At 68.4% G+C, this 24816-nt stretch carries 23 protein-coding genes; 18 read left to right on the forward strand and 5 right to left on the reverse strand.

Annotated features, from left to right (window positions below; all coding sequences use genetic code 11):
- Positions 1-75 precede the first annotated feature (75 nt).
- From EP757_RS25020 to EP757_RS25045, 6 genes are all read left to right on the forward strand, one after another.
- On the forward strand, positions 76-1020 hold the full coding sequence (locus EP757_RS25020) for a 2Fe-2S iron-sulfur cluster-binding protein (protein ID WP_370457687.1): 945 nt from the start codon (positions 76-78) through the stop codon (positions 1018-1020).
- Positions 1017-2204 (forward strand): cytochrome P450, encoded by a 1188-nt coding sequence (locus tag EP757_RS25025; RefSeq protein WP_127549924.1) that lies wholly within the window; start codon positions 1017-1019, stop codon positions 2202-2204. The genes EP757_RS25020 and EP757_RS25025 overlap by 4 nt, the downstream gene beginning before the upstream one ends.
- Positions 2205-2209: 5 nt before the next feature.
- Entirely contained in the window at positions 2210-3322 is a 1113-nt protein-coding gene (locus tag EP757_RS25030) for an S-(hydroxymethyl)mycothiol dehydrogenase (protein WP_127549926.1), read from the forward strand.
- Positions 3319-3936, forward strand: coding sequence for an MBL fold metallo-hydrolase (locus tag EP757_RS25035; RefSeq protein ID WP_127549928.1), 618 nt, complete (start codon positions 3319-3321; stop codon positions 3934-3936). The genes EP757_RS25030 and EP757_RS25035 overlap by 4 nt, the downstream gene beginning before the upstream one ends.
- Before the next feature lie 68 nt (positions 3937-4004).
- Positions 4005-4904: a LysR family transcriptional regulator gene (locus EP757_RS25040; RefSeq protein WP_127549930.1), complete on the forward strand. Its 900-nt coding sequence runs from the start codon at positions 4005-4007 to the stop codon at positions 4902-4904.
- A gap of 205 nt (positions 4905-5109) precedes the next feature.
- Complete coding sequence (locus EP757_RS25045; protein WP_232049989.1) at positions 5110-6960, forward strand: adenylyl cyclase; 1851 nt, start codon at positions 5110-5112, stop codon at positions 6958-6960.
- A gap of 30 nt (positions 6961-6990) precedes the next feature.
- On the opposite strand, the gene EP757_RS25050 is transcribed toward EP757_RS25045, so the two are convergent.
- A complete protein-coding gene (locus EP757_RS25050; RefSeq protein ID WP_127549934.1) occupies positions 6991-8001 on the reverse strand; it encodes a LacI family DNA-binding transcriptional regulator in 1011 nt (336 codons plus the stop codon).
- Between the two features lie 260 nt (positions 8002-8261).
- On the opposite strand from EP757_RS25050, the gene EP757_RS25055 reads away from it, so the two are divergent.
- The 9 genes from EP757_RS25055 to EP757_RS25090 all read left to right on the forward strand — a co-directional run bounded on the left by EP757_RS25055 (position 8262) and on the right by EP757_RS25090 (position 18171).
- A complete protein-coding gene (locus EP757_RS25055; protein WP_232049990.1) occupies positions 8262-9575 on the forward strand; it encodes an ABC transporter substrate-binding protein in 1314 nt (437 codons plus the stop codon).
- 95 nt (positions 9576-9670) lie between these two features.
- On the forward strand, positions 9671-10555 hold the full coding sequence (locus EP757_RS25060; protein ID WP_127549936.1) for a carbohydrate ABC transporter permease: 885 nt from the start codon (positions 9671-9673) through the stop codon (positions 10553-10555).
- Between the two features lie 2 nt (positions 10556-10557).
- Positions 10558-10695: a hypothetical protein gene (locus tag EP757_RS43455; RefSeq protein WP_197725371.1), complete on the forward strand. Its 138-nt coding sequence runs from the start codon at positions 10558-10560 to the stop codon at positions 10693-10695.
- 120 nt (positions 10696-10815) lie between these two features.
- On the forward strand, positions 10816-11454 hold the full coding sequence (locus EP757_RS25065) for a carbohydrate ABC transporter permease (protein ID WP_197725372.1): 639 nt from the start codon (positions 10816-10818) through the stop codon (positions 11452-11454).
- A 111-nt stretch (positions 11455-11565) separates the two neighbouring features.
- Positions 11566-14046: an alpha-L-rhamnosidase gene (locus tag EP757_RS25070; RefSeq protein WP_232049991.1), complete on the forward strand. Its 2481-nt coding sequence runs from the start codon at positions 11566-11568 to the stop codon at positions 14044-14046.
- A gap of 79 nt (positions 14047-14125) precedes the next feature.
- On the forward strand, positions 14126-15151 hold the full coding sequence (locus tag EP757_RS25075) for a LacI family DNA-binding transcriptional regulator (RefSeq protein WP_160165879.1): 1026 nt from the start codon (positions 14126-14128) through the stop codon (positions 15149-15151).
- A gap of 185 nt (positions 15152-15336) precedes the next feature.
- The gene (locus tag EP757_RS25080; protein WP_232049992.1) at positions 15337-16215 is read left to right on the forward strand and encodes an MFS transporter; all 879 of its coding nucleotides are present in this window, start codon (positions 15337-15339) and stop codon (positions 16213-16215) included.
- 91 nt (positions 16216-16306) lie between these two features.
- Positions 16307-16513 (forward strand): hypothetical protein, encoded by a 207-nt coding sequence (locus tag EP757_RS25085; protein ID WP_127549942.1) that lies wholly within the window; start codon positions 16307-16309, stop codon positions 16511-16513.
- 32 nt (positions 16514-16545) lie between these two features.
- On the forward strand, positions 16546-18171 hold the full coding sequence (locus EP757_RS25090) for a glycoside hydrolase family 9 protein (RefSeq protein ID WP_370457688.1): 1626 nt from the start codon (positions 16546-16548) through the stop codon (positions 18169-18171).
- Positions 18172-18201: 30 nt separating this feature from the next.
- Here the strand turns inward: EP757_RS25090 and EP757_RS25095 are convergent, their stop codons facing one another.
- Entirely contained in the window at positions 18202-21429 is a 3228-nt protein-coding gene (locus tag EP757_RS25095) for an NACHT domain-containing protein (protein ID WP_127549946.1), read from the reverse strand.
- 110 nt (positions 21430-21539) lie between these two features.
- Between EP757_RS25095 and EP757_RS25100 the strand changes: the two genes are divergently transcribed.
- Positions 21540-22145 carry a GNAT family N-acetyltransferase gene (locus EP757_RS25100; protein ID WP_197725373.1) on the forward strand — a complete coding sequence of 202 codons (606 nt, stop codon included), beginning with the start codon at positions 21540-21542 and terminating at the stop codon, positions 22143-22145.
- On the opposite strand, the gene EP757_RS25105 is transcribed toward EP757_RS25100, so the two are convergent.
- Genes EP757_RS25105 through EP757_RS25115 form a run of 3 tightly spaced genes read right to left on the reverse strand, consistent with a single transcriptional unit; the run spans position 22142 to position 23945 of the window.
- Positions 22142-22930 (reverse strand): nitroreductase family protein, encoded by a 789-nt coding sequence (locus EP757_RS25105; RefSeq protein ID WP_127549948.1) that lies wholly within the window; start codon positions 22928-22930, stop codon positions 22142-22144. The two genes, EP757_RS25100 and EP757_RS25105, sit on opposite strands and share 4 nt — an antisense overlap.
- Complete coding sequence (locus tag EP757_RS25110; protein ID WP_127549949.1) at positions 22930-23250, reverse strand: hypothetical protein; 321 nt, start codon at positions 23248-23250, stop codon at positions 22930-22932. Before EP757_RS25110 ends, EP757_RS25105 begins: the two co-directional genes overlap by 1 nt.
- Positions 23247-23945, reverse strand: coding sequence for a class I SAM-dependent methyltransferase (locus tag EP757_RS25115; protein ID WP_127549951.1), 699 nt, complete (start codon positions 23943-23945; stop codon positions 23247-23249). Before EP757_RS25115 ends, EP757_RS25110 begins: the two co-directional genes overlap by 4 nt.
- A gap of 55 nt (positions 23946-24000) precedes the next feature.
- On the opposite strand from EP757_RS25115, the gene EP757_RS25120 reads away from it, so the two are divergent.
- Together EP757_RS25120 and EP757_RS25125 are read left to right on the forward strand one after the other, a co-directional pair.
- Entirely contained in the window at positions 24001-24249 is a 249-nt protein-coding gene (locus EP757_RS25120) for a hypothetical protein (RefSeq protein ID WP_127549953.1), read from the forward strand.
- Between the two features lie 42 nt (positions 24250-24291).
- Entirely contained in the window at positions 24292-24810 is a 519-nt protein-coding gene (locus EP757_RS25125) for a LytR C-terminal domain-containing protein (protein WP_127549956.1), read from the forward strand.
- Positions 24811-24816 lie beyond the last annotated feature (6 nt).

Here is a 24816-nt window from a genome sequence, read left to right on the forward strand (position 1 = left end):
CGCTCAGTGAGAAGGCTACTTCTTGTGCTGTGACTGGCATCGCATTCTGGCTGCCTCATGTCACAGGAGGTTTACGTGGCGGAAACACGAACCCTGCGCGTGACCGGCAAGGAGCCGGTCGCCGACGGTGTGGTCGCTCTGACGCTGGCCGACCCCCATGGTGCCCGCCTGCCGGACTGGACGCCCGGCGCTCACATCGACCTGATCCTTCCGGGCGGTCTAGTGCGCCAATACTCGCTGTGCGGCGATCGGTGGGACGCGTACACGTACCGGATCGCGGTGTTGCGGGAGACGAACGGCCGCGGCGGATCCGCGTACATTCATGATGGTCTTGACATTGGCGAGGCGGTAGGCCTCGGCGGGCCGCGCAACAACTTCCCTGTCGTTCCCGCAGGGCGATATCTGTTCATCGCCGGCGGCATCGGCATCACCCCGCTGCTGCCGATGATCGCGCAGGTCGACCTGCTCGGCGCGGACTGGCAGCTGCTCTACGGCGGCCGGCGCGAGGCAAGTCTCGCCTTCGGGCGAGACCTGGCGGGGTACGGCGATCGTGTTCACCTGCGGCCCGAGGATCGGTACGGGTTGCTCGACCTCACCGGCTTCCTCACCGCCTGGCAGCCGGGCACCCGTGTCTACAGCTGCGGTCCGGTGCCGCTGCTGGCCGCTGTTGAGCGCGCCTGCGCCGATCTACCGCCGCACACGCTGCGCATGGAGCGGTTCACCGCCTCCATGCTGACCGGCCCGGCACGCAGCGCTCCGTTCGAGATCGAGTTGGCCCGGTCCAAGACGGTCCTGACGGTGCCCGCCGGCTCGTCGGTCCTCGATGTCCTCGCTGCTGCCGGTGCCGACGTGCTGTCCTCCTGCCGGCAAGGCGTGTGCGGGACCTGCGAGATCACGGTCCTATCCGGGGAGCCGGATCACCGCGACAGCGTCCTCGACGACACCGAACGCGCCGCGGGGACGTGCATGTTCGCCTGTGTCTCACGGTCCCGTTCCGACCGTCTGGTGGTGGACCTGTGAAGCCGCCCATCTCCTACGCCGACCCGTTCGACCACGACAACCTCGAGGACCCCGGGCCGCTGCACGCGAGCCTGCGCGGAGCCGGTCCGGTCGTGCACCTGAGCCGCTACGACACCTATGCACTCGCCCGCTACGAGCAGGTGCACGCGGCGCTCACCGACTGGCAGCGCTTCCAGTCCGCAGCCGGTGTCGGGCTGAGCAACTTCCGGTACGAGAAGCCGTGGCGGCCGCCGAGCCTGCTGCTGGAGGCGGACCCACCGCAGCACGACGCTCCACGCCGGGTCCTGTCGGCGATCATCGGCCCGCGAGCGCTGCACCGGCTCCGTGACCAGTGGGCGACCGTCGCCGATGACCTCGTCGACCGGGTTCTCAGCGGCGGTGACGTCGTCGATGCGGTGCCCGCGCTCGCGGAGGCGTTCCCGCTGCGGGTCTTCCCGGACGCCGTCGGCATCCCGGCCGAGGGCCGGGAGAATCTGCTGCCCTACGGCGATCACCTGTTCAACGCCTTCGGCCCGCCCAACGACCTAGTCGTGGCCGGTGCGCCACGGATCGCCGATTTGTCAGCGTGGGTGAACGCTCAGTGTGCCCGCGACGTGCTCAGCCCTGACGGTTTCGGCGCTGCCATCTGGGCGGCCGCCGACCGCGGCGACCTTACCTCGGAGCAGGCGCCGCTGGTGGTCCGGTCGCTGCTGTCGGCGGGCGTCGACACCACCGTGCACGGACTGTCCGCCGTGCTCTACGCCTTCGCCACCAACCCCGAACAGTGGCAGCGGTTGCGCAAGCAGCCTTCACTGGCGCGGGTCGCCTTCGACGAGGCGGTGCGCTGGGAGTCGCCGGTGCAGACGTTCTTCCGCACCGCCACCACCGACGTCACGGTGGGGGAGACCGTCATCCCGGACGGTGCGAAGATCCTGATGTTCCTCGGCGCCGCTAACCGCGACCCGCGTCGATGGGAGAACCCCGACTCATTCGACCTGTGCCGAGACCCGTCCGGGCACGTCGGCTTCGGCATGGGCATCCACCAGTGCGTCGGCCAGCACATCGCCCGCCTGGAAGCCGAATCGGTACTCACCGCCCTGGCCCGCCGGGTGCCACACATCGAACTCGCTGGACCGGTTCACCGCCACCACAACAACACCCTGCGCGCCTGGCGCAGCATCCCCGTACGACTGCATCGAAAGTGAGAACCATGCAGCAGGTGAAAGCGGTCATCGCACGGGCCAAGGGCGCGCCGGTGGAGCTCGTGACGATCAACGTTCCCGACCCCGGTCCCGGTGAGGCCGTGGTGAAGATCCAGTCCTGCGGGGTGTGCCACACCGATCTGCACTACCGCGAGGGCGGCATCAACGACGAGTTTCCCTTCCTGCTCGGTCATGAGGCGGCCGGGATCGTGGAGTCGGTGGGCGACGGGGTGACCGGGGTGGCGCCGGGCGATTTCGTGGTGCTGAACTGGCGGGCGGTCTGCGGGGAGTGCCGGGCCTGCAAGCGCGGCGACCTGCACTACTGCTTCAACACGCACAACGCGAAGCAGAAGATGACCCTCGAGGACGGCACCGAGCTGTCGCCGGCGCTGGGCATCGGCGCGTTCGCCGAGAAGACGCTGGTCGCGGCCGGCCAGTGCACCAAGGTCGACCCGGAGGCGCGGCCCGCCGCGGTGGGTCTGCTGGGCTGCGGCGTGATGGCCGGCATCGGCGCGGCGATCAACACCGGCGGCGTGACCCGCGGCAAGTCCGTCGCGGTGATCGGCTGCGGTGGCGTCGGCGTGGCGGCGGTGGCCGGCGCCGCCCTCGCGGGCGCGTCGCCGATCATCGCGGTGGACATCGACCCGGCGAAGCTGGAGGCGGCCCGCAAGCTCGGCGCGACCCACGTCGTCGACTCCTCGAAGACCGACCCGGTCGAGGAGATCAAGCGGATCGCGGCCTCCGTGTATCCCGGCGCCGACGGCGCGGACGTCGTGATCGAGGCCGTCGGGCGGCCGGAGACGTGGAAGCAGGCGTTCTACGCGCGTGATCTCGCCGGCGTGCTGGTCCTGGTCGGGGTGCCGACGCCGGAGATGAAGGTGCCGGATCTGCCGCTGATCGACGTGTTCGGCCGGGGTGGGGCGCTCAAGTCCTCCTGGTACGGCGACTGCCTGCCGTCGCGGGACTTCCCGATGCTGGTCGACCTCTACCGGCAGGGTCGGCTCGACCTGGACGCGTTCGTGACCGAGGAGGTCGGCATCGAGGACGTCGAGGCGGCGTTCGCCAAGATGCACGGACACAGCGGCGAGACCCCGGTGCTGCGTTCGGTGGTGGTCCTGTGACGGCGCGGGTCGATCACGGTGTCGTCGCCGGGACGTTCAGCCTGGACGGGCAGACGTACGACGTCGACAACAACGTCTGGGTGGTCGGCGACGACAACGACTGCGTGGTGATCGACGCCCCGCACGACGTCGACGCGATCCTGGAGGTGGTCGCCGGCCGCAAGGTCGTGGCGATCGTCTGCACGCACGCGCACGACGACCACGTCCGGGTGGCGCCGGCGCTGCGCGAGCGGACCGGCGCGCCGATCTTCCTGCACCCGGAGGACCGGCCGCTGTGGGAGCTGACCCACGGCAAGGACGAGGTGTGGGACGCCGACCTGGCCGACGGGTCGGACATCCCGGTCGGCGGCATCACGCTGACGGTGCTGCACACACCGGGGCACGCGCCGGGGGCGGTCTGCCTCCACGCCCCCGACCTGGGGTGCGTCTTCACCGGCGACACGCTGTTCCAGGGCGGGCCGGGAGCGACCGGCCGGTCGTACTCCGACGCCGGTCTGATCGTCGACTCCATCAAGGCGGAGCTGTTCGCGCTGCCGGGGGAGACGGTCGTGCTCACGGGGCACGGCGACGACACCACCGTCGAAGCCGAGCGTGCCCGGCTCGAAGAAATCTAGGCTGGCTGGGCGGGCGCCAGTAGTCAGGTGCCCGCCCGGCTGGTTATCTCGAAACGGAGTGTCTGGCGATGGCCCGCCATGTCGATCTCAATATGTTGACCGCGCTGGATGCGCTACTCACCGAATGTAGTGTCACCCGGGCCGCCGAGCGGCTCCAGATCAGCCAGCCTGCGATGAGCTCAGCCCTGGCCCGACTGCGTAGACATTTCGGCGATGACTTGCTCGTTCGAGTCGGGCAGAGCTATCAACTCACTCCACTGGCGGCCCGTCTCGCCGCACCGACCGCTGACGTCGTCGCCGCCGCTGACCAGGTTCTCAGCGCTCAACCGGACTTCGACCCGACGCTGTCGCGGCGCACCTTCACCGTCATCATGTCGGACTACGCGTTATCCGTGCTCGGCGCGGCTGTGGCGGCGCTGATCGATGAGCGGGCACCCCACGTGCGGATGCATGTTCAGCCCACCACCCGGCAGAACGTCGATCAGGCCGCCGACGAGCTGCGCGACGTTGACCTGCTGGTGCTGCCACACGGCATCGTCACCGGTCTACCGCACCGCAACCTGTATCAGGACGAGTGGGCGTGCCTCATCGACGCCTCAACGGATACGGCCTTGACCGGCGAAGACCTGGCCCGCCGATCATGGGTGCTGACCTACCACGACGGCACCGCGATCACCACCGCTGCCCGCGAGCTACGCACCCACGGCATCGACCTCGACGCACGGCTGGTCGTCGACAGCTACACCGTGTTGCCCGCCCTGATCGCCGGAACCAGCCGGGTCGCCTTGGTACAACGACAACTCGGCGCCGGGATGGAGGCCACCGCCCGCGTACGGATGGTCGACTGTCCCTTCCCGACCGCGCCGATCGTCGAAGCGATGTGGTGGCACCCGGGTCACGAGAACGATCCAGCACATCAATGGCTGCGTCAGTGCTTCCTCGACGCCGCCATACAGGTCCAGCAATAGCGCCGATACACCGTTCATTCACACACCGGATACACCGTATAAACAATCTCGTCTTCTCCACTGCCCTGGCTTTCAGGCACGGTGACGGCACCCCGCGCGCCATCCCCACCCGCGGCCACCACGTGGGTACGGCGCGCCGAGCTGAGGAGACATCGTGCGAACACGGCGACGAAACCCCGTGGCAGTCTCGATCTTCGCTGCCATCATGACCACCAGCACTCTCGCGTTCGCCGGCGCCGCCCCGTCGGCGTGGGCGGCAACCACACCGGACTTCGGCCCGAACGTCAAGATCTTCGACGCGAAGACTCCGGTCACTGAGATCAACGCGTTCTTGCAGAAGATCTCCGCTGAGCCGGAGTTCAGCACCAACCGGCAGGCGGTCTACTTCAAGCCGGGCGTCTACGGCAGCGCGGCCGGCCAGAATGATCCAGCGACGGCCACCGGCATCGTCAACAGCGAAGTCGGCTACTACACCTCTATTGCGGGCCTCGGCACGTCACCCACCAGCGTCACGATCAACGGCGCCCTGCACTCCGAGCCGCGGCAGAACACCGACGGCTCGTCCGACGGGCTGACCAACTTCTACCGATCACTGGCCAACATTTCGATCAATCCGATCCAGCGGCCGGTGGGTGCCGACGCGCAGCGCGCCAAGCCGGAGGGCGTGGCGCCGGCGCACACGATGCGCTGGGCCACCTCTCAGGCGTCTTCGCTGCGCCGCGTCGACATCCGGGGCAACCTGGACCTCAACGGCGCCTACGGCGCCACCCTGTTCGGCACCACCATGGCCGACAGCCGCATCAGCGGCACCGTCGACAGCGGCGGCGACGCCGGACCGGGCCAGGCGCAGTACTACGTGCGCGATAGTCAGATCGGCAGCTGGCGTGGCGGCTCGGCCAACCTGGTCTTCTCCGGCGTGAAGGGTGCACCGCCTAGCAACTTCACCGGCCGCGGCATCACCACCCTGCCGACCACCCCGACGTCACGGCCCGCCCCCTTCCTTACCGTTAACGGCGACTCCTACGCGGTCTTCGTGCCGAAGGCCCGCACCAACGCCTCCGGCGTTAACTGGGCGACCAACAGCACTGCCGGCACCAGCATCCCGATCTCCCGGTTCCACATCGCCAAACCGGGCACCGACACCGCCGCGACGATCAACAAGGCTCTCGCGTCCGGTAAGCACCTCATCCTCACCCCCGGCATCTACCGCCTCAACGGCCCGATCACGGTGACCCGAGCCGACACCGTCGTCATGGGCATGGGATATGCGACGCTGGCACCCACCGGCGGGCAGGCCGCGATCGAGGTGGGCGACGTCAAGGGAGTCGTCATCTCCAGCCTGCTGGTCGACGCGAGCCCCGGCACCGACGTGCTGGTCAAGGTCGGAACCGGCAACGCCAACAACATCGGTGACGCGACGAACCCGACGACGCTCAGCGACCTGTTCGTCCGCGTCGGCGGCGCCCAGGCCGGCTCCAGCAAGATCTCGTTGCAGGTCAACCAGAGCAAAGTCATCCTCGACGACAACTGGCTCTGGCGCGCCGACCACGGCACCGGCGTGGGCTGGACCAGCAACACCAGCGACACCGGGCTCGTCGTCAACGGCACGGACGTCACCGCGCTCGGGCTGTTCGTCGAACACCACCAGAAGAACCAGGTCGTCTGGAACGGCGAGCGCGGCCGGACGGTCTTCTACCAGAGCGAGTTCCCGTACGACCCGCCGAACCAGGCCGCCTGGATGGACGGCGCCAAGGAGGGCTACGCGTCATACAAGGTCGCGTCCGGCGTGACGACTCACGCGGCCACCGGCACGGCGATCTACACGCTGTTCCTCGACTCCACCTTCGCCGGCGCGCCGGCGCACGCCTGGACCTCCATCGAGGCCCCTCAGCGCGCCGGCGTCCGCTTCACCGCGATGACGACCGCGGTCATCGCGTTCGGCGGCGGCATCCGCAGCATTGTCGGCACCACCGGCGCCGCCGTGGACGCGACGCAGCCCAACCAGGTCGTTCCCGGCTTCACTGCATCTGCCCGGCTGGCTGCCCATCCCCGCTGATCACTCGATGAGGCGATGACCCCGGCTGCATCAGGCGGCCGGGGTCGAGCCGCTGGATTGCCGGACCACCAGTTCGGGCTGGAAGACCACCTGCCGATGCCGGTGCTGTCCCGGTTCGGCGATCTCCTCGAACAGCAGCTCGGCGGCAACCCGGCCCAGTTCGGCGCGGGGCTGCCGGACCGACGTCAGCGGCACGGCGGCCGCGGCGGCGTGGTCGATGTCGTCGTAGCCGACGATCGCCAGCTCGGCCGGCACCCGCAGACCGTGGCCGCTGACCGCTTGCAACAACCCCAGCGCCAGCAGGTCGTTGGCGCAGAACACCGCGTCCGGCCGGGCCGGCGCCGACCTGCCGGCCAGTGAGGCTCCCACCCCGCGGCCGGTCACGACGCTCACGGTCTCGGTCTCGATGACCTCGAGCGTCGCGCCGGCCGCCGCGGATACCGCGTGCGCACCGGCCAGGCGGGCGGCGACCTGAGGTATGGACAACGGTCCGCCGATGAAGGCCAGACGGCGATGGCCGGTGGCGATGAGGTGTTCAGCGGCGAGCCGGCCGCCGGCGTGGTCGTCCACCGACACGCAGCACAGGTCCCGCCGTGAGGAGCCGCGGTCGACCAGTGTCACCGGGGTTCCGCGGCGCGCCAGATCGGTGACCGCGGGCGCCGCCTCGTGCACCGGACTGGCGAGGATTCCCTGCACCCGCTGGCTCTCCAACCGGTCGAAATAGCGGGCTTCGAGTTCGCCGGACTCGCCGCTGCTGTACAGCATGACCACGACGTCACGCTGATCGGCGACCTGTTCGGCGCCTCGGGTCAGGTCGGCGAAGAACGGATTGGTCACGTCCGGGACGATCAGGCCGATGGCGCGGCGGCGCCCGGCGGCCAGCGACCGGGCCGCCTCGTTCGGCACGTAGCCGAGGTACGTGATGGCAGCGTGTACCCGCTGACGCGTGGCCGGAGCTACAGCGTCCGGCCGGTTGAGCACGTTGCTGACGGTGCCGACGGACACGCCGGCGTGCGCGGCGACGTCCGCGATCCTGATCACGGGCAGAGCGTAGGTCAGACGCTTCAATCCCGAACAGCCCTCAAGTGGCCACCGTCCTGGAGAAGGGCCTGTACACGCCGCGCCACGCCGACTCTGTTTCACGCGTGTTGAATCGCGATAAACGCTGGTAGCGATCGTGAACTGCGGATATCCAAGCGGTCAATAAGCGGTATCAGCAACCTCGTATTGACCACGTGTCATTGCCCACAGAGTCTTTAGACGCTTCAACGAAGACTTCCCGCGGTCGTCAAGGAGGACCTGTGGCACCCATATCTCCGCGCACCCGCCGACCCGCCCGCGTGGCGGCGGTGATCAGCGCTCTGGCGCTTGTTGCTTGCACCACCGCCTGCGGTGGGGCAGACGACGACACCGCCTCCGGCGGCTCGTCGGCCGAGAACTTCTCGTTCCTGGCGATCAACGAGAACACCACCATCGCCAAGACCCTCACCACGTTGAGCCAGAAGGAGTGCGCCACCCAGAACACGGCGCAGCCGCTGGAGATCAAGAATCAGGCGCAGGCCAGCCTGGACCAGCAGCTTCAGCTGCTCGCCGGTCAGGGCGCGCTGCCACAGCTGTTCACCGCCGCGAACGCGCCGTCGCTGACCAGCCAGCTCGCCGGCAACGGCTCGGTCCTGGACGCGGCGAGCGTGTCCGAGGGCGTTCTGCCGGCCGCGTCGTCCACGATCAAGAGTCTGTACGACGGTAAGCAGCTGGTTCTGCCGACCGAGCTGAACATCGAGGGCATCTGGTACAACAAGAAGCTGCTCGCCGACAACGGCATCACCACGCCGCCGGCGACCTGGGATGAGCTGGTCGCGGCGTTCGCGAAACTGCAGGCCGCCGGGGTGCAGCCGATCTCGCAGGCCGGCAAGGGCGGCGACGGCTGGGGCGTGACCCGCTGGGTCGGCAACTACATCCTGCGCTCTCAGGGCCCGGACGCGCTCAAGAAGGTCGCCGACGGGCAGGCCAAGCTCACCGACCCGCAGTACATCGCGGCCGCCGACGCGATCGCCGCGCTCGGCAAGGCCGGCTACTTCGGCAAGTCGCCCACGTCGATCGACTACGCGACCGCGCTCAACACCTTCCTGACCGGCAAGGCCGCCTTCATCTACATGGGGTCCTGGGCGCTGTCGGACTTCAACGACGACACCAAGAACAAGATCGGCGTGGACAACGTCGGCTTCCTGAAGTTCCCGGCCGTCACCGGCGGCGTCGGCACCGCCGACCAGATGCCGGCCAACGTCGGCACCGCGATCGCCATCTCGAAGAAGGGTTACGAGGGCGACGCGAACACCCAGGCGTGGGTGAAGTGCATCGTCGACAACTACGGCACGGTGGCGCTGCGTGACTCCAGCCAGATCACCGGCTTCGCGACCGACGCCGGCGTCGAGGTGCCGGCGCTGACCAAGGAGATCCAGACCGAGATCGGCAACGTGCAGACCAGCGTCCTGTGGTTCGAGGCCTATTTCTCCGCCAAGGCCACCACCATCAGCCAGGGCAACGGCGGCCTGCTCGGCAGTGGCCAGCTGACCGGCGAGAAGTTCATGCAGACGGTCACCGCCAACCTGGGCTGACCCTCCGGATAGAGCGCCGGCGGTCCGGCGGGGGCGTCTCGCCGCCGGCGCTCACCCAGGAAGGCAACGAGAAAGCTAGAGAGGCAACAAGAAGAATGCACAGCGTGCTCGGCGACCGTAAATCGGTCGCTCTCCTCCTGGGACCGGCGCTGCTGGTCTACTCGCTGATCATGCTGGTGCCGATGCTGTGGTCTCTCGGCTACACCTTCTTCACCGGCAGCGTCATCTCCGGCTTCACCTGGGCCGGGACGGCGAACTTCAGCAAACTGCTCGACGACCCAGCCCTTCTTCCCGCGCTGTGGTTCACCGTGAAGTACGCCGTCGTCATCACTGTCGGACAGGTCCTCGTCGGATACCTGCTCGCGCTCCTCTACGTCTTCTTCCTGCGCCGGGCCGGCTCGATCATCCGAACCCTGGTCTTCTTCCCGGTCATCCTCCCCACCGTCGCGGTCGCCCTGCTGTTCCAGAAGTTCTTCGAGTACGCGCCGCAGACCGGCCCGGTCAACGCCGCGATCGAGGCGCTCGGCGGCACCGGCATCGACTTCTTCAGCACCCCCGGCCACGCATTCCTCGTCGTCGCGCTCATGGACATCTGGCGCTCGATGGGCTTCTACGCGGTGCTGCTCTACGCCGGCCTGCTCGACATCCCGGACGAGATGATGGAAGCCGCCTCGATGGACGGCGCCGGCACCTGGCGCCAGATCCGCAGCATCGTGCTGCCGCTGTCCCTGCCGGTCCTGGTGAGCTCGCTGGTGTTCAGCATCAACGGCACGCTCAAGGCGTTCGACTCGATCTACGCCCTGACCGGCGGCGGACCGGGCAGCGCCACCACGCCACTGACGCTGTACATGTACCAGACCTCGTTCGCCTACGGCGACTACGGATACGGCTCGACCATCGCGCTCACCCTCACCGTGCTGTGCCTGCTGGTCACCGTTGTCATCTTCCGCGCGACGCGCCGCGACGTGGGACAGGGATAGCCATGACACTGACCACCAGCCGCCCGGCCCCGGCCAAACACGGCGTCCCGGCGCCGCAGCACACCCGCGACTGGCGGCGCACCGCGCGCCGGCTGCCCGGCTACGCCTGCGTCGCCCTGTTGCTGATCATCGTGGTGTAGCCGCTGATTTGGCTGTTCCTGGGCTCCTTCAAGACCCAGGACGAGTTCCTCAACGGCTCGACCACCGCCCTGCCGGAAAGCTTCACCAACTTCGACAACTACACCCAGGCGTGGTCGTCGGTGGCGACCTACCTGCAGAACTCGCTGCTCACCGTCGTGCCCGCCCTCGCCCTGATCATCGTGCTCGGCACCGCGGCCGGGTTTGCACTCGAAGTGCTCGTCTGGAAAGGCCGGCAGACCACTCTGCTTCTTTTCCTGGCCGGCATCATGATCCCCGGGCAGATGATCCTGCTGCCGCTGTTCACCGTCTACTTCAACCTGCACCTGACCGGTACCCTCTGGCCGCTGATCATCACCTACACCGCCACCGGCCTACCCCTGACGGTCTTCATGATGGCCACCTACTTCCGGGCCATCCCGAAGACCGTCTTCGAGGCGGCGGCCATGGACGGCGCCAGCGTCATCCGGTCGTTCGTCTCGATCGGCTTCCCGATGATGCGCAACTCGGTGCTGACGATCGCGCTCGTGCAGTTCTTCTTCCTCTGGAACGACCTGCTCATCGCGCTCACCTTCACCACCGACGACGCCCAGCGCACCGTGCAGGTCGGCCTGCTCAACTTCACCGGCCAGTTCGGCGTGGTCGAGTACGGCCCGACCTTCGCCGCGATCTGCATCAACGTGCTGCTGATCCTGGCCATCTACATCTTCCTCAACCAGCGAGTCATGCGCGGCCTGGCGGCCGGCGCGGTGAAGGGCTGAGCCGCGGTGGCTGCCCTGAACGGCACGGGTACCCGTGTGCACGCCCCCCGCATCGAGCACCATGACCGTCCTGTCGGCATTGGTGAACGCACGCCGCGCCTGTCTTGGCAGGTGCAGACCGTCCAGCCTGGCTGGCGCCAGGCCGCCTACCAGCTTCAGATCAACGGAAAGATCTTCAGACGGGTCAACTCCGGCGACAGTGTCCTGGTCCCGTGGCCCGGCCCGGCCCTGACCTCCCGCCAGCAGGTAGAGGTCCGAGTGCGGGTCTGGGCGGCCGGTGAAACCGAACCGACGCCGTGGAGCGAGCCGACGACGGTCGAGGCCGGACTACTGGAGTCCGACGACTGGACGGCTGGTTTCGTCGGCTCCACCGACCGCAGCCCGGGGGATCGACGGCCGATTCTGCTGCGGCGCGATTTCACGGTCCGGCCCGGACTGCTCAAGGCCAGGGCCTACGCGACAGCCTGTGGCGTCTACGAGTTGCAGCTCAACGGCACATCTGCCGGCGACGACGTGCTCGCACCGGGCTGGACCAGCTATCACCACCGGCTGCCGTACCAGACATACGAGGTCACCGACTTGCTCCGCGTCGGCGCGAACACGATCGACGGTTGGCTGGCCGACGGCTGGTGGCGCGGCGAATACGCCTGGAACCGAGTCGGCGAACGCTACGGCACCGACACGGCCCTGCTGGTGCAGCTCGAGCTTCACTACATCGACGGCACCGCCGAGCAGGTCGTCACCGACGGCACGTGGACGTGGGCGTACGGGCCGATCACCGCGTCGAGCATCTATGACGGCGAACGCCACGACGCTCGCATCGAACCGACCGGCTGGACTCCCGTACAGGAGAAGAACCCGGCCGTGGGTGAGCTGGTCGCGCCCGGCGGGCCGCCGGTGCGCCGTACTGCGGAACTGTCACCGATCACCGTGGCCCGCCTCGATGACGACACGTACCTGCTCGACTTCGGCCAGAACCTCGCCGGTCGGCTGCGGATCACCGTCACCGGCGCGGCCGGGACCGAGATCGGCATTAGGCACGCCGAAGTGCTCGAGAACGGCCGTCTGTGCACCCGACCGATCCGCACCGCTGTTGCCCACGACGTCTACGTTCTGGCCGGCGCCGGCGCCCAGACCTGGGAACCACGCTTCACCTACCACGGATTCCGCTACGCCGAGATCACCGGCTGGCCCGGCGAGCTCGACCCGGCCGAAGTCGTCGCGGTCGTCTGCCACGACGACATGCCCGAAGCCGGCACCTTCGCCTGCTCCGACCCGCTGGTTGAACGACTGCACGACAACGTGCGGTGGAGCATGCGTGGCAACTTCGTCTCCGTGCCCACCGACTGCCCGCAACGCGACGAGCGCCTCGGCTGGACCGGCGACCTGCAAGTCTTCGCCCCTACCGCCGCGTTCCTCTACCAGGCGACCGGCAGCATCGCCGACTGGCTCACCGACGTCAACGCCGAAACTGACGGCGACGGCCTCGTCCCGCTGTACGTGCCGCACATCGAGACCGACTTCACCCAGTTCCACTGCGCGGTCTGGGGCGATGTCACCACCGTCGTCCCCCTGGTGCTGTTCGACCGGGCTGCGGACCTGGGGCCGGTGCTGCGCGGCTACGACACCGCGCGCTCGTGGGTCGACGCGTGCCAGAAGTTGCTCGACGACCGAGACGTCATCGCCGAAGGCCTCCAACTCGGCGACTGGCTCGACCCGGCCGCCCCACCGGACCGCCCGCAGCAGGCCCGCACTGACCCTTACCTGGTCGCCACCGCCTACCTCGCGCACTCCGCCCGGCTGCTCGCCCGACAAGCCGAACTGATCGGTAAAACCGACGACGCTGCGCTGTACCACATCCTCGCGGACCGGGTCACCGCCGGTTTCCGCCGCGAGTTCGTCACCACCAACGGCCGCTGCGTCTCCGACACTCAGACCGGGTACGCCCTCGCCCTGTGTTTCGACCTACTCACCGCAGCGCAGCGGGTCCACGCAGGCGAACGCCTTGCCGAACTCGTCCGCGAGGCCGAGTTCCACATCGGCACCGGCTTCGCCGGCACCCCGCTCATCCTCGACGCGCTCACCATCAGCGGGCACTTGGAAGAGGCCTACCGGCTACTGCTGGAGAAAGGCTGCCCATCCTGGCTCTACCCGGTCACCATGGGCGCCACCACGATCTGGGAACGCTGGGACTCTATGCTGCCCGACGGATCGATCAACCCCGGCAACATGACCTCGTTCAACCACTACGCCCTCGGCGCCGTCGCCGACTGGCTGCACCGCACCGTCGCCGGTCTGGCGCCGGCCGCCCCCGGCTACCGGACGCTCCGCGTGCGGCCCCGCCCCGGCGGCGGGCTGAGCTGGGCAGCGGCCCAGCACCGCACCCCCTACGGCGACGCTGCGGTGCACTGGCAACGAGAAGGCTCGACCCTGCACGTAGAGGTGATCGTGCCACCCAACTGCGACGCACAGATCGAACTGCCCGGGCAACAGCCGGTGAATGTCGGCAGCGGTACCCACACGTTCACCTGCTCACACCGGCCCACGGCAGAGGATCCCATCGCGCCTCTACCACCACGCCGGTACTTCTAGACCAGCAGGCGGCTCCCGTACCCTTCAGGACCGGGAGCCGCCCACGGCAGCCGAGACCAGCAGACGAATGAGGACGACGGTGGCGCGCGCAACGATCCGAGACGTCGCCCGTGTGGCCGGCGTCTCCGACGCCACGGTCAGCAACACGGTGAATCGGCCACACCTGGTGAATCCGGCAACCCGGGACCGAGTCCGGCAGGCGATGGAATCGATCGGGTACGTGCCCAACGCCGCGGCCCGGGCTCTCAGAGTCGGGCGCACCAGCACCCTCGGCCTGGTCGTCCTTGACTTCGGTAACCCCTTCTTCGCCGAGGTCGCCGCCGGCGCCGAGCAAGCTGCCACCGAGGCCCGCGCTGAGATCGCGCTGTTCCACACCGGCCTTGGCGAGCACACCCGTGAACAGCGACTGCTGCACCGGCTGGCCGAATGGCGCCTCGACGGGCTCATCATCACACCCAACGACGTGGACCATCCGGCACTGACCCTCATCGCCGAGCGCGGCACCCCGGTCGTCGTGCTGGCCCGCCAGGTTCCAGGTGGCCGGCACAGCGCGGTACGCAGCGACGACGTCCTCGGCGGAGAGATCGCCGCCCGGCACTTGCTCGACTGCGGGCACCGACGGCTGGCGTTCGCCGGCTGGCGGCGCGACGAGCGCTACGAAGGCGCTGCCCGAGTCGCCACCACAGCGGGCACGACACTGGAGTGGCTCGACACCGGCAACGCCGACATCGCCGGCGGACTCGAGGTCGGCGCACGCCTCGCCGGGCAAACGTCCCGGCAGCGACCCACCGGAGTGTTTTGCGCCAACGACCTCATCGCAGCCGGAATCATCCAGCAACTCACCCGCTACGGGCTGCGAGTCCCGGCCGATCTCGCCGTCATCGGCTTCGACGACACCGACCTCGCCAGCGCCGCCAGTGCGATCGAGCTCACCAGCGTGCGTCAGCCCGCCACCGAGATCGGCCAAGCGGCAGTACAACTGGTCCTCAACGAGATGAACGATAGGACCCGGCAGGGCCAGGACATCGTCTTCCGGCCCGAGCTGGTGGTCCGTGAATCCACCGCCGATATCGGCGGACACCTCAAGACGACTACTCGGCAGTAGCCCTCCGCCAGACCCTGGGGGACGCGATTCCGTGGGCCTGTGCTGCAACTAGTCGCACACTTGTACGAACGCCGGTAGATTGCCTGTTGTCAGGTGAACTCATCACGGCCCGGCGGCGTTGATGTCTGTAGATAGAATCGGTGGACTGGCGGGGGAGCTTGTCGTGTCATCAGGGAAGCGGCCTGATGATCCTCTCGCAGGCCATCATCGCCGATATCGTGCCCGCGTCCGAGCGAGGAAAGTACCTCGGCCCCCTGGGTGGCATCTTCGGCCTGGCCGCGGTGGGCGGCCCGCTGCTCGGCGGATTCTTCGTCGATCACCTCAGCTGGCAGTGGGCGTTCTACATCAACATCCCGGTGGGCGTCGCCGCGCTGCGGCTGCCGAACAAGAAGCCCGTGCATCCGATCGACTGGCTCGGCGTGCTGTTCCTCTCCGCCGCCACGACCTGCCTGATCTTCCTGGCCGACTTCGGCGGCTCGGCGGATCACGGCTGGACCGCCTGGTCCACCTGGGGGTGGCCGGCCGGCCTTGTCGTCTCGGTGGGCCTGTTCTCCGTCACCGAGGCCCGCGTCGCCGGCCCGATCATGCCGTTGTCGATGTTCCGCAATCCGATCTTCGTCAACGCCACCGCGATCGTCCTGGTGGTGCAGAACGCCGTCTCGCCGAACGACATCGGCACCGCCACCGCGACGAACAACTACTTCAGGGAGGCCGGCGGAGCGGTCGGCATCGCCGTCTTCGGAACGATCTTCACCTCCCGGCTGACCGAGAACCTCACCACCGTGTTCACCGATGCCGGCGCCGACGCCGAGCAGGCCGCCCAGGCCACCGCGACCATCGACCCGGCCGTGCTGCAGAGCCTGCCCGCAGGCGTACGGGACGGCATCGTGGCCGCCTACGCCGACGCCCTCGCGCCGGTGTTCTGGTACCTCATCCCGTTCATGGTGATCGCACTCGTCCTCGCGCTCCGGCTCAAGGAGATCCCGCTGTCGGACGTCGCCGGGATGGTCGCCCGCGGCGAGGCGATCGGCGGTGCGGAGGCGGAACGCCTGGAGCGCCTCTGACCCAGGTCATACCGCCGGCTCCGACTCCGGTCAGACGCGCCCGGACCCCCTTCGCCGCGAGCATTGAGGTGTCAACGAGCGAAGGGAAACGATGGATATGTACGCGACCACGATCGCCGGCATCGCGTTCTGGGGCATTCTGCTGGGGGCCTACGTGGCGCTGTTCGGAGCCACGCTCGTCGGCATCTGCCGATCATCGCTGGAGTCGCGGGCCCGTACCCGATGGATCTGGTTCGTGGTCCTCGCTCCCGGCCTCGGCGTCATGATGTGGTTCGTCCGGCGACGGCAGTTCGTTTGACAGCATCCGATCGCGCTGGGAGCGTTCCCATCATGGCGAACATCGCGGTCAACCAGGTGGGTTACCTTCTGTCCGGACCGAAGCGGGCCACTCTGGTCACCGATGCCGACGCGGCGTTGTCCTGGCAGCTCACCGATGACGGGAACCGGATCGTGGCGACCGGGACGACGGTTCCGCGCGGCATCGACGCCTCCTCCGGGCAGAACACGCACACCATCGACTTCGGCACGTGCGAGCAGACCGGCGCCGGCTTCACGGTGACCGCGGACGGCGCGACGAGCAGGCCGTTCGCCATCGCCGGGGACCTCTACGGCAGGCTGCGCGCCGACGCGCTGAAGTTCTACTACTGCCAGCGCAGCGGCATCGAGATCCGCGAGGACCTGCGACCCGGCTACGGCCGCCCGGCCGGGCATCCGGGTGACAGCGACGTCCCCTGCGCCCCGGACGCCGGCGACTACCGGCTGGACGTGCGCGGCGGCTGGTACGACGCCGGCGACCAGGGGAAGTACGTCGTGAACGGCGGCATCACGGTGTGGCAGCTCCTGCACGCCTTCGAGCACCGGCGCGGCCTCGACACGCTGGTGCTCGACATCCCTGAGAGTGGCGACGGGACTCCCGACCTGCTCGACGAGGTGCGCTGGGAACTCGATTTCCTGCTGCGCATGCAGGCCCCGGGAGGCCTGGTCCACCACAAGATGCACGATCGGGAGTGGACGCCGCTGCCGACCCTGCCGCACCTCGACAAGCAGCCCCGCGAACTGCGTCCGGTCTCCACCGCGGCCACGCTGAATCTGGCCGCGGTGGCCGCTCAAGGAGCAAGGATCTTCTCCCGGTACGACGTGAGCTACGCGGAACGCCTGCTGGCCGCCGCGCGAACGGCCTATGCGGCGGCCGGGGCGAATCCGATCCGGTACGCGCCGGTCGAGGACACCGTGGGCGGCGGCCCGTACAACGACGACGACGTCAGCGACGAGTTCTACTGGGCGGCGGCCGAGCTGTTCCTGACCACCGGCGAGCAGCAGTACGCCGACGCGGTGCTCACCTCCCCGCTGCACACCGCCGACGTCTTCGGTCCCTACGCCTTCGACTGGGCGGCCACCGCCGCGGCCGGCCGCCTCGCCCTCGCCTACACCGACGAGCGGGCGCGGGCCTCAGTGATCGCCGGCGCGGACCGCTATCTCGCCGTGCAGCGGGCCCATCCGTACGCCGTGGCCTACGCCCCGCCCGGCGACCGCTGGGAGTGGGGCTCCAGCAGCATGGTGCTGAACAACCTCGTGGTGCTCGGTGTGGCGTACGACCTGACCGGCGAGGACCGCTATCGCGACGGTGTCCTGGAGGGCCTGGACTACATCCTCGGCCGCAACGCGCTGAACCTGTCCTTCGTGACCGGCCACGGCACCGACTACGCGAAGAACCAGCACAGCCGGTGGTACGCCCACCAGCTCGACCCCGCCCTGCCGCACCCGCCGGACGGGACCCTCGCGGGCGGCCCGAACTCCGGGCTGCAGGACGAGGTGGCCCAGGCCCGGCTGGCGGGGCGACCGGCCCAGTTCTGCTACATCGACGACATCAACTCCTGGTCCACCAACGAACTGGCGATCAACTGGAACGCGGCCTTGGCTTGGGTGGCCGGCTTCGCCGCCGACTGTGGGCGATGACGTCAGGCGGGCATCGGGGCCGCCGTACGGTCAGGAGTCCCACACCATGGAAGCGACCTCGATTCCCCGGGATCGCAGGCGCGACGCGTCGTCGTTGTCGTCCAGGTCGAACCAACTCGACACCTCGACTCGCTGGAGGCTGGGAAAGTTGCTGAGCACATCCAGAGCGGGGAGTTCGTCGACCTTCAGCACGGTGAGCTCGGTCAGGTGCTCCGACGCCAGCGCCGCCTGAATCTCCTCATCGCAATCCACCAACATCAACTCACGTAATCCGGCCGGCAGGCGCAACGACCCGGCGGCCATGAAACCGGGAGGCGCCACCAAGGAGAGCGTCCGCAACTCATTGAGATCGCCGATCCAGTCCAGGCTCACCGTGCCCTTGCATCCCATGATCGCCAAGGTGGACAGCGGGAGACAGCCGGCCTTCTCCAGATCCGGAAGGATCACGCAATCCCGGAGGAGGAGAGTGTCGATGCTCCTGTTATGACCGAACTCGCCGAAGACGACGGGCGTGGGCAGCGCGGACAATTCCAAGCACCTCAAGCGAGGCTGCCGGGTCAGCAGATTGGCGGCGAGCATCTCGGTAGCGTCCACCAGTAGCGTCTCGAGTCCCGGGGCGCTCTCGAACTGATGCGGATCAACCTTCAGATCGCAGTTCCGGACGGTGAGGTGGCGAAGCCCTGGCCAGTACATTCCACTACCGGGCTCGGTCATGCCACCGCACTGGTCGAGGATCAGGGAGCGGAGACTCAGGAGACCCTCCAGGAACCTGAGCGATCCCAGGGAGGGGTTGTCCGACAGGGTGAGCGAGTCGAGTCTTTCGAGGTAGGAGAGCTCACGACGCGCGAAATCGCTGAGATCCCCGCTGAAGTGGCAACTCACGGAATTGAGGTCGGTGACGTACTTGAGGTTGGGGAGCAGCGCCGGATCGCTGACCAGAAGGTCCCAGCCGTCCGGCCGGGGCCCGAACGCCTCGCGGGCGAACTCGCGTCCATCGAAGTAGGACCAGGCTGCCAGCCGTTCGCGGCACACCGCTGGACGCTGATCGTTCCGGAGAGTAGCGATCAAACTCAATGCCGCCGGGCCGCCGACCAGTCCCGCAGTGAGCAAGGTCGCCGCGGCCGCGTTGTCCGGCAGCGAACTGCAATCGTCAGGAAGAGCCGGCAGGACGTACTCGCCCAGCCCGGCGAGGATGCGCGCCTGATCCGGGCTGTCAGGTGGGATCACCTCTCCGAGCTCGTCCACCACTCTCTCCGACAGGTCCCGGGAGAGCCTGGAGGTGACTTCGGAACAGCTGACGGCCAGCAGGCGCAACCGAGCCGTCCGCACCGAATCGGTACCCGAGTCCGCGGCCTCGTCCAGCAGTGCGGAAACCAGATGCTCGGCCTCGTGTTGCCGGGCGCACCCGGCGGCCATGACGATCACCTCGCGGTACTCATCCAGGTCGGCGTTGCGCAGGAGGCTGTCGATCGCGTCCTCATCGACGAACCGAACCGCCGCCAGATATTCCTGGAAGGTCTTGTGGATGAAGTCGACCTGACCCGGAGCCGGTTCACGCAGTACTCCGGAGCGGGCCAGGAGGAACTCGTAGACCGTCTCGGGCGTCACCGTGACCCGCGCCATCGACTCCAAGATCGTGGCGATCTTGGATTTGACGCGGCCGACCTCAGCGGCCGCCCAGCCGTTGATGGTGAACCAGTACGCCAGGTCCTGGAGAATGGCGAGGCGGTCGTCGTATTCGAGGTCGATGTCCAGCCGTGCGGAGAGCTGGCGCTCGTGGTCACGCCGACGCAGCAGCATTTCCAACGCAGCGCGGTAGATCTCGATCCGCCCACGCGGAAGCTGCTTGCGCCGGTCCCAGTTGAGCGCGCAGAGCAGCGCGCACAACAGCGGATTCGTGGCGAGCAGCCTCAGCGGCCGGCTCCGGTCGATCGCCGCGACCATCGCCCGCCGGAAACCGGCGATCTCCTCTTCGGACTTCTGGCCGGTCAGTTCCAGTGCCATGGCGTCGTGCCAGTGCCGGATGAACGTGGCAACGTGGGGCCGGGACATCGGCAGGAGCGCGGAATGGGAGAAATCCAGGCTTTCGAGCCACCGCGCGGGCGTCGCCGCGGGCCGGGAAGTGACGATGATCGGCACCTGCGCGTAATCGTTCGCCAGGTCCTCGATCCAGGAGTGCAGCTCATCGCGCCGTTCCGCGGGAAACTCATCGACGCCGTCGATGAGCAGTGCGGCTTTCCCGGCATCGAGCAGCGAATGCACCCATGCTCCGGTGACCCGTTCGGTGAGCGACCGCGACAGGCCGGTCACGTACTCGCTGGGGCCGGGAAGGTCGCGGTCGGCGAAGCGTCGCAGGGGAATCAGGATGGGTAGCAGCCTGTTCCAGGCCGCGAGCATTCCCTCGTGGGACCGCCGCGCCGAGCGGAGTGCCAGCCAGCGCAGCAGAGTGGTCTTGCCGGAGCCGGCGTCGCCTCGGATGTAGACGAGCCGGCTCGCCGACACGACGCGGTCGAGTCCGGCATCCATCTCCTGTTCATGGTGCGAGAGCGACAGTCCCAGGTAGGCCACGTCGAGGGGATACCGTCGTGTCGGACCTGCCAGCGTGACCCCGAAGAGTTCGATGCGATCGAATTTGCGCGCGATCTCCCGCCGGTAGTCCACCTCGATTCCGCCGTCGGTTCGCGCCGCCGTGGCTTGGGGCATCTGTGCCAGCACTTGCTGCAAGAGTGCGATGATCTCGCCGTCGCGTGCCAGCAGTTCGACCAGGCTGCGTTGGTGGAAGCTCGGCAGCGTCACGATCACCTCGGTCAGGTGGGCGATCGACTCCCGCAGGACACGGCGGAAGAACGCCTCAGCCGGCTCGTCGAGTGCCAGCCGGCTGAGTACTTCACGCGCGATCGGCTCGGTCAACCGCAGTAGTGAGCCCTCGTCCAGATTCGTGTCGAACAGCACCTCGTCGGTGAACTCGGTCCGCTCCAAGGTCTCCGCGACCCCGTCGAGGACCAGGTCACGGTCCGCTGCGGAAATCGCCATCTCGACCTCCGCCAAAGGTCCCAGGCGGTCAGAGATCGTCTCGGCGAGCTGCTCGAGTTGCCGGTTGAGCCGTCTCTGCGGCAGCACCCCGAGGCCACGCGCACCGGCCAGCTCGACGAGCGACATGCGCCGTTCGGCGGCAGCGCGCCGTCCTGCGACCAGAGCCTTTCCTCCCACCGTGGCCACCGATGTTGCAATCCGCAGCAGGAGCGTCTCGACCGCCATGTCAACAAAGTACCGAGACCATGAGTCGCCGCCCAGCGAGGACAGCTCGCCGGGCCGGTACTGCCCGCAGCGATTGCACTCGGCCACCGGCGTGCCTAGGGTGGCGGAGGTTGTCGCTGTCGTCACGGGAGGCCGACTCGATGAACGCCGGACTGGCCGCGCTGCCCTGGCCGCGGCACACCGAGCGGCTGGTGTTGCGCCCGGCGACGAAGGAGGACGCCGAGGCCACCTGGCAGTTCCGCCGCCGGCCGGACGTCAGCCATTGGATCACCCGTGCCCCCGCCGGCCTGGACGAGCACCGCACCTGGTACGAAGCCCCGGAGACTCTCGCCCGGACTCTGGTGATCGAACGCGACGGCGTGGTCATCGGCGATCTGATGGTCAGGATCGAGGACGCCTGGGCGCAGGCGGAGATCACCGAACGGGCCCGTGACGTCCAGGCCGAGCTGGGATGGGTGCTGCACCCCGAGCACGCCGGGCACGGGTACGCCACCGAAGCCGTCCGTGAGGTGCTCCGGATCTGCTTCGAGGATCTCGGGCTGCGCCGGGTGACGGCGACGGCGTTCGCCGCGAACACGGCGTCGTGGCGTCTGATGGAACGCCTGGGGATGCGCCGCGAGCTCTACACCGTCCGCGACTCCCTGCACCGGTCCGGCGAATGGCTCGACGGCCTCGGCTACGCCCTGCTCGCCGACGAGTGGCGCGGCCTGAGCTAGTCCCAGCCCTGTTGCGGGGTGGCGCAGGTGCCGCGGAAGACGTACTGCGAGGGCAGTTTGCGCTGCGAGCTGGTCCAGTCGATGGGTGGACGGCGCTGCTGTTCGGGCAGGTATCCGAGGCGGTAGACGGCCATCAGTTCGAGATCGTCGGGCACCTCCAGCAGCCGGACGATCTCGTCCCAGCGGCCCGGGACCTCCATCGGGAAGGAGATGAACTGGATGCCCATGCCGAGTTCGACGGTGGTGAGCCAGACGTTCTCCATCGCCGCGCCCATGCTGAACACCGAATAGAACGAGGACAGCTCGCCGGGCCGGTACTCACCGCGGTCGAGCATCACGCCGAGCAGCAGCGGGGATCCGGCGACCAGTTTGCGGTTCTCCTCGCCGAGGCTCTGCGGCACCCGCATGGCGTTCATCAGCTTCTGCCCCCGCGAGGTGAACACCTGGCTGGTGAACGGGCGCAGCGGCGCGGGCAGCCGGTCGAACAGCATCCCGTCGCGGCGGCGTTCCATCTCCTGGCTGCTGAACCGGAAGTACGGCTTGTACCGCTCGAAGAAGGTGCCGTTGGACATCGCCTCGGTCATGCTCTCGCCGCTGATCCGCGCCACGGCGTCGATGGTCGATCGCTCCTCCACGATCACGAACCGCCACGGCTGGCTGTTCAGCTGCGACGGAGCACGTCCCGCCACCTCCATCAGGAGCCGCTGATGTTCCTCGGAGACCGGGTCGGGCAGGAACGCGCCGTTCGTCGTCTTGCGACGGCGCACCACGTCGAGAAAGTCCATCAGCGATTCCTCCAGGCGAGAACAAGGGCGATGATGTACGCCGGCGCGGCCGTGGCGGCGACCCTCACATGCCGGCTTCGACCGGCCCGGGGCAGGACGGTGAGGGTTCCGGCCGCCGGCAGAAGCGCGAGGCCGGCCGCTCGATGCTCCTTGGCGCTGGCGACGAGCGCGGCCGTGGTCAGCGAGCACGTCACCACGTACAGGGCATGATGAACCCACCGGATGCGCGAGTTGTCGATCATGCCCGTCGCGACGGCCGCGCCGAAGGCGCCGTTCGCCAGATAGCCGAGGGCGGCGGCGGTGATCAGCGGCGGCGTCAACGGTCCTCACCCTCGTGGATGAGCAGGAGACGCTGCGGGAACATCGACCGGACCTGCCACCCGGGCGGGACGGCTTCTCGCAGCTCGCAACGCCGGTAGCTGCGGCGGATGGAGAGCAGCCCGTCCTGATGGATGAACGACCGGCGGGCGAACGGCAGCGTGGCGGCGGCGTAGAGGCCGTAGCCCGCGCGGCCCCGCGACAGGTCGTTGTGGACGACCAGCCGCCGCGCCAGTGTCCGGCTGTCCGCCAGCAGGGCGTCGAGTGCCGCCGGGTCCAGGTGGTGCAGCAGATGGTTCGAGATCACCAGGTCGTACCGGTCGCCCCGGGCCACCAGGTCCGCGCTCGACGCCTGCTCGAATGCGACGCCGCCGTCAGGCACGCCGCGCACGTGCCGCAGCGCGCGCTCGTCCGGGTCGATCGCCGTCGTCCGCAACGCCAGCCGGTCCCGCGCCGCCCAGCCGGTGATGGCGCGGGAGATGTCCCCGCCGCCGAAACCGATGTCCAGCAGCGTGGTCGGCCGATGCGGGTCCAGGTGCGGCCGGATCCAGTGCCGGTAGATGCGCTGCCAGCCCGAGACGAGCCGGTTGACGGTACGGAACTGCCGGTAGGTGCGTTCCAGCCGGTCCGGGTCACAGTGGGGGTCGTCCATGAATTCCTGTGAGGCGGTGTCACGTGCGGTGCCGGTACTGCCCATGGCGTCCGCATACCCGCATCGATCAGCGCGCTAACGGAGCGAGCGGGATGGGATCATGATCGGCGTGACTCCTGACGAACACGCCGCCCGCGCCGCCGAACTCCTCGACGAAGCCGAGCGCCTCTACCAGATCTGCCTGGTCGATTACCACACCAACATCAACGAGGACGACCACTCGGAGGAGCCCTACGTCCCCGGAGCCGACCTGGCGATGCTCACCGCCACCACCCAGCTCGCCCAGGCGCACGCCACGCTCGCCCTGCGCCGCGGGGCTTTTCCGGACGTCGACGGCACGGCTCGATAACGACAGGTTCACCACGCCCGGCCGGTGGGCATCAAGATCGACATGACGAACACGCGGGTGCGGGCGTACCGCATCATCAGCGCCCTGGCCGCCGTCGCGGCCGCCACCGTGACGGTCGCGGTGGTTCACGACACGCAGAGTGTCGCGGTGGCCGGTGAGAGTTGCGCAGCCAGGGTGAACCTGGCGCTCCCCGACGGCGCGGGGCAGGTGACGCTGCGGGTCCTCAACGGCACCCGCACCGCCGGCCTCGCCGAACGGGTCAGCGAGGACTTCGAGAATCGCGGTTTCGTCATGCGCAAGCCGGCGAAGAGCAAGACCGCCTCCGACGAGGTAGCCGTGATCGAATTCGGACCGAAGTCGGTCGGCGCCGCCCAGTGGATCAGGGCCTTCTTCCTCGGCCAGGCCGAACCCCGCTTCCTCCCCTCCCGCACCACCGACGTGATCGACGTGGTGATCGGCGACCGGTACCGGCAACTCGCCACCCAGACCGAGGTCAACCAGTCCCTCGCCCAGCTCGGCGAGCCGGAACTACCGCCAGGCACCTGCGCCTCCCCGTCCTGAGCCCGT

This window comes from Actinoplanes sp. OR16, from assembly GCF_004001265.1.
In the GTDB taxonomy this organism is placed as follows: Bacteria; Actinomycetota; Actinomycetes; order Mycobacteriales; family Micromonosporaceae; genus Actinoplanes.

Coding starts and splice junctions, on each gene's coding strand:
- EP757_RS25125 (WP_127549956.1), top strand. CDS start 24,292: ATGACGAACACGCGGGTGCGGGCGTACCGCATCATCAGCGCCCTGGCC.
- EP757_RS25120 (WP_127549953.1), top strand. CDS start 24,001: ATGATCGGCGTGACTCCTGACGAACACGCCGCCCGCGCCGCCGAACTC.
- EP757_RS25095 (WP_127549946.1), bottom strand. CDS start 21,429: ATGGCGGTCGAGACGCTCCTGCTGCGGATTGCAACATCGGTGGCCACG.
- EP757_RS25030 (WP_127549926.1), top strand. CDS start 2,210: ATGCAGCAGGTGAAAGCGGTCATCGCACGGGCCAAGGGCGCGCCGGTG.
- EP757_RS25115 (WP_127549951.1), bottom strand. CDS start 23,945: ATGGGCAGTACCGGCACCGCACGTGACACCGCCTCACAGGAATTCATG.
- EP757_RS25085 (WP_127549942.1), top strand. CDS start 16,307: ATGGATATGTACGCGACCACGATCGCCGGCATCGCGTTCTGGGGCATT.
- EP757_RS25040 (WP_127549930.1), top strand. CDS start 4,005: ATGGCCCGCCATGTCGATCTCAATATGTTGACCGCGCTGGATGCGCTA.
- EP757_RS25060 (WP_127549936.1), top strand. CDS start 9,671: ATGCACAGCGTGCTCGGCGACCGTAAATCGGTCGCTCTCCTCCTGGGA.
- EP757_RS25080 (WP_232049992.1), top strand. CDS start 15,337: ATGATCCTCTCGCAGGCCATCATCGCCGATATCGTGCCCGCGTCCGAG.
- EP757_RS43455 (WP_197725371.1), top strand. CDS start 10,558: ATGACACTGACCACCAGCCGCCCGGCCCCGGCCAAACACGGCGTCCCG.
- EP757_RS25090 (WP_370457688.1), top strand. CDS start 16,546: ATGGCGAACATCGCGGTCAACCAGGTGGGTTACCTTCTGTCCGGACCG.
- EP757_RS25105 (WP_127549948.1), bottom strand. CDS start 22,930: ATGGACTTTCTCGACGTGGTGCGCCGTCGCAAGACGACGAACGGCGCG.
- EP757_RS25045 (WP_232049989.1), top strand. CDS start 5,110: ATGACCACCAGCACTCTCGCGTTCGCCGGCGCCGCCCCGTCGGCGTGG.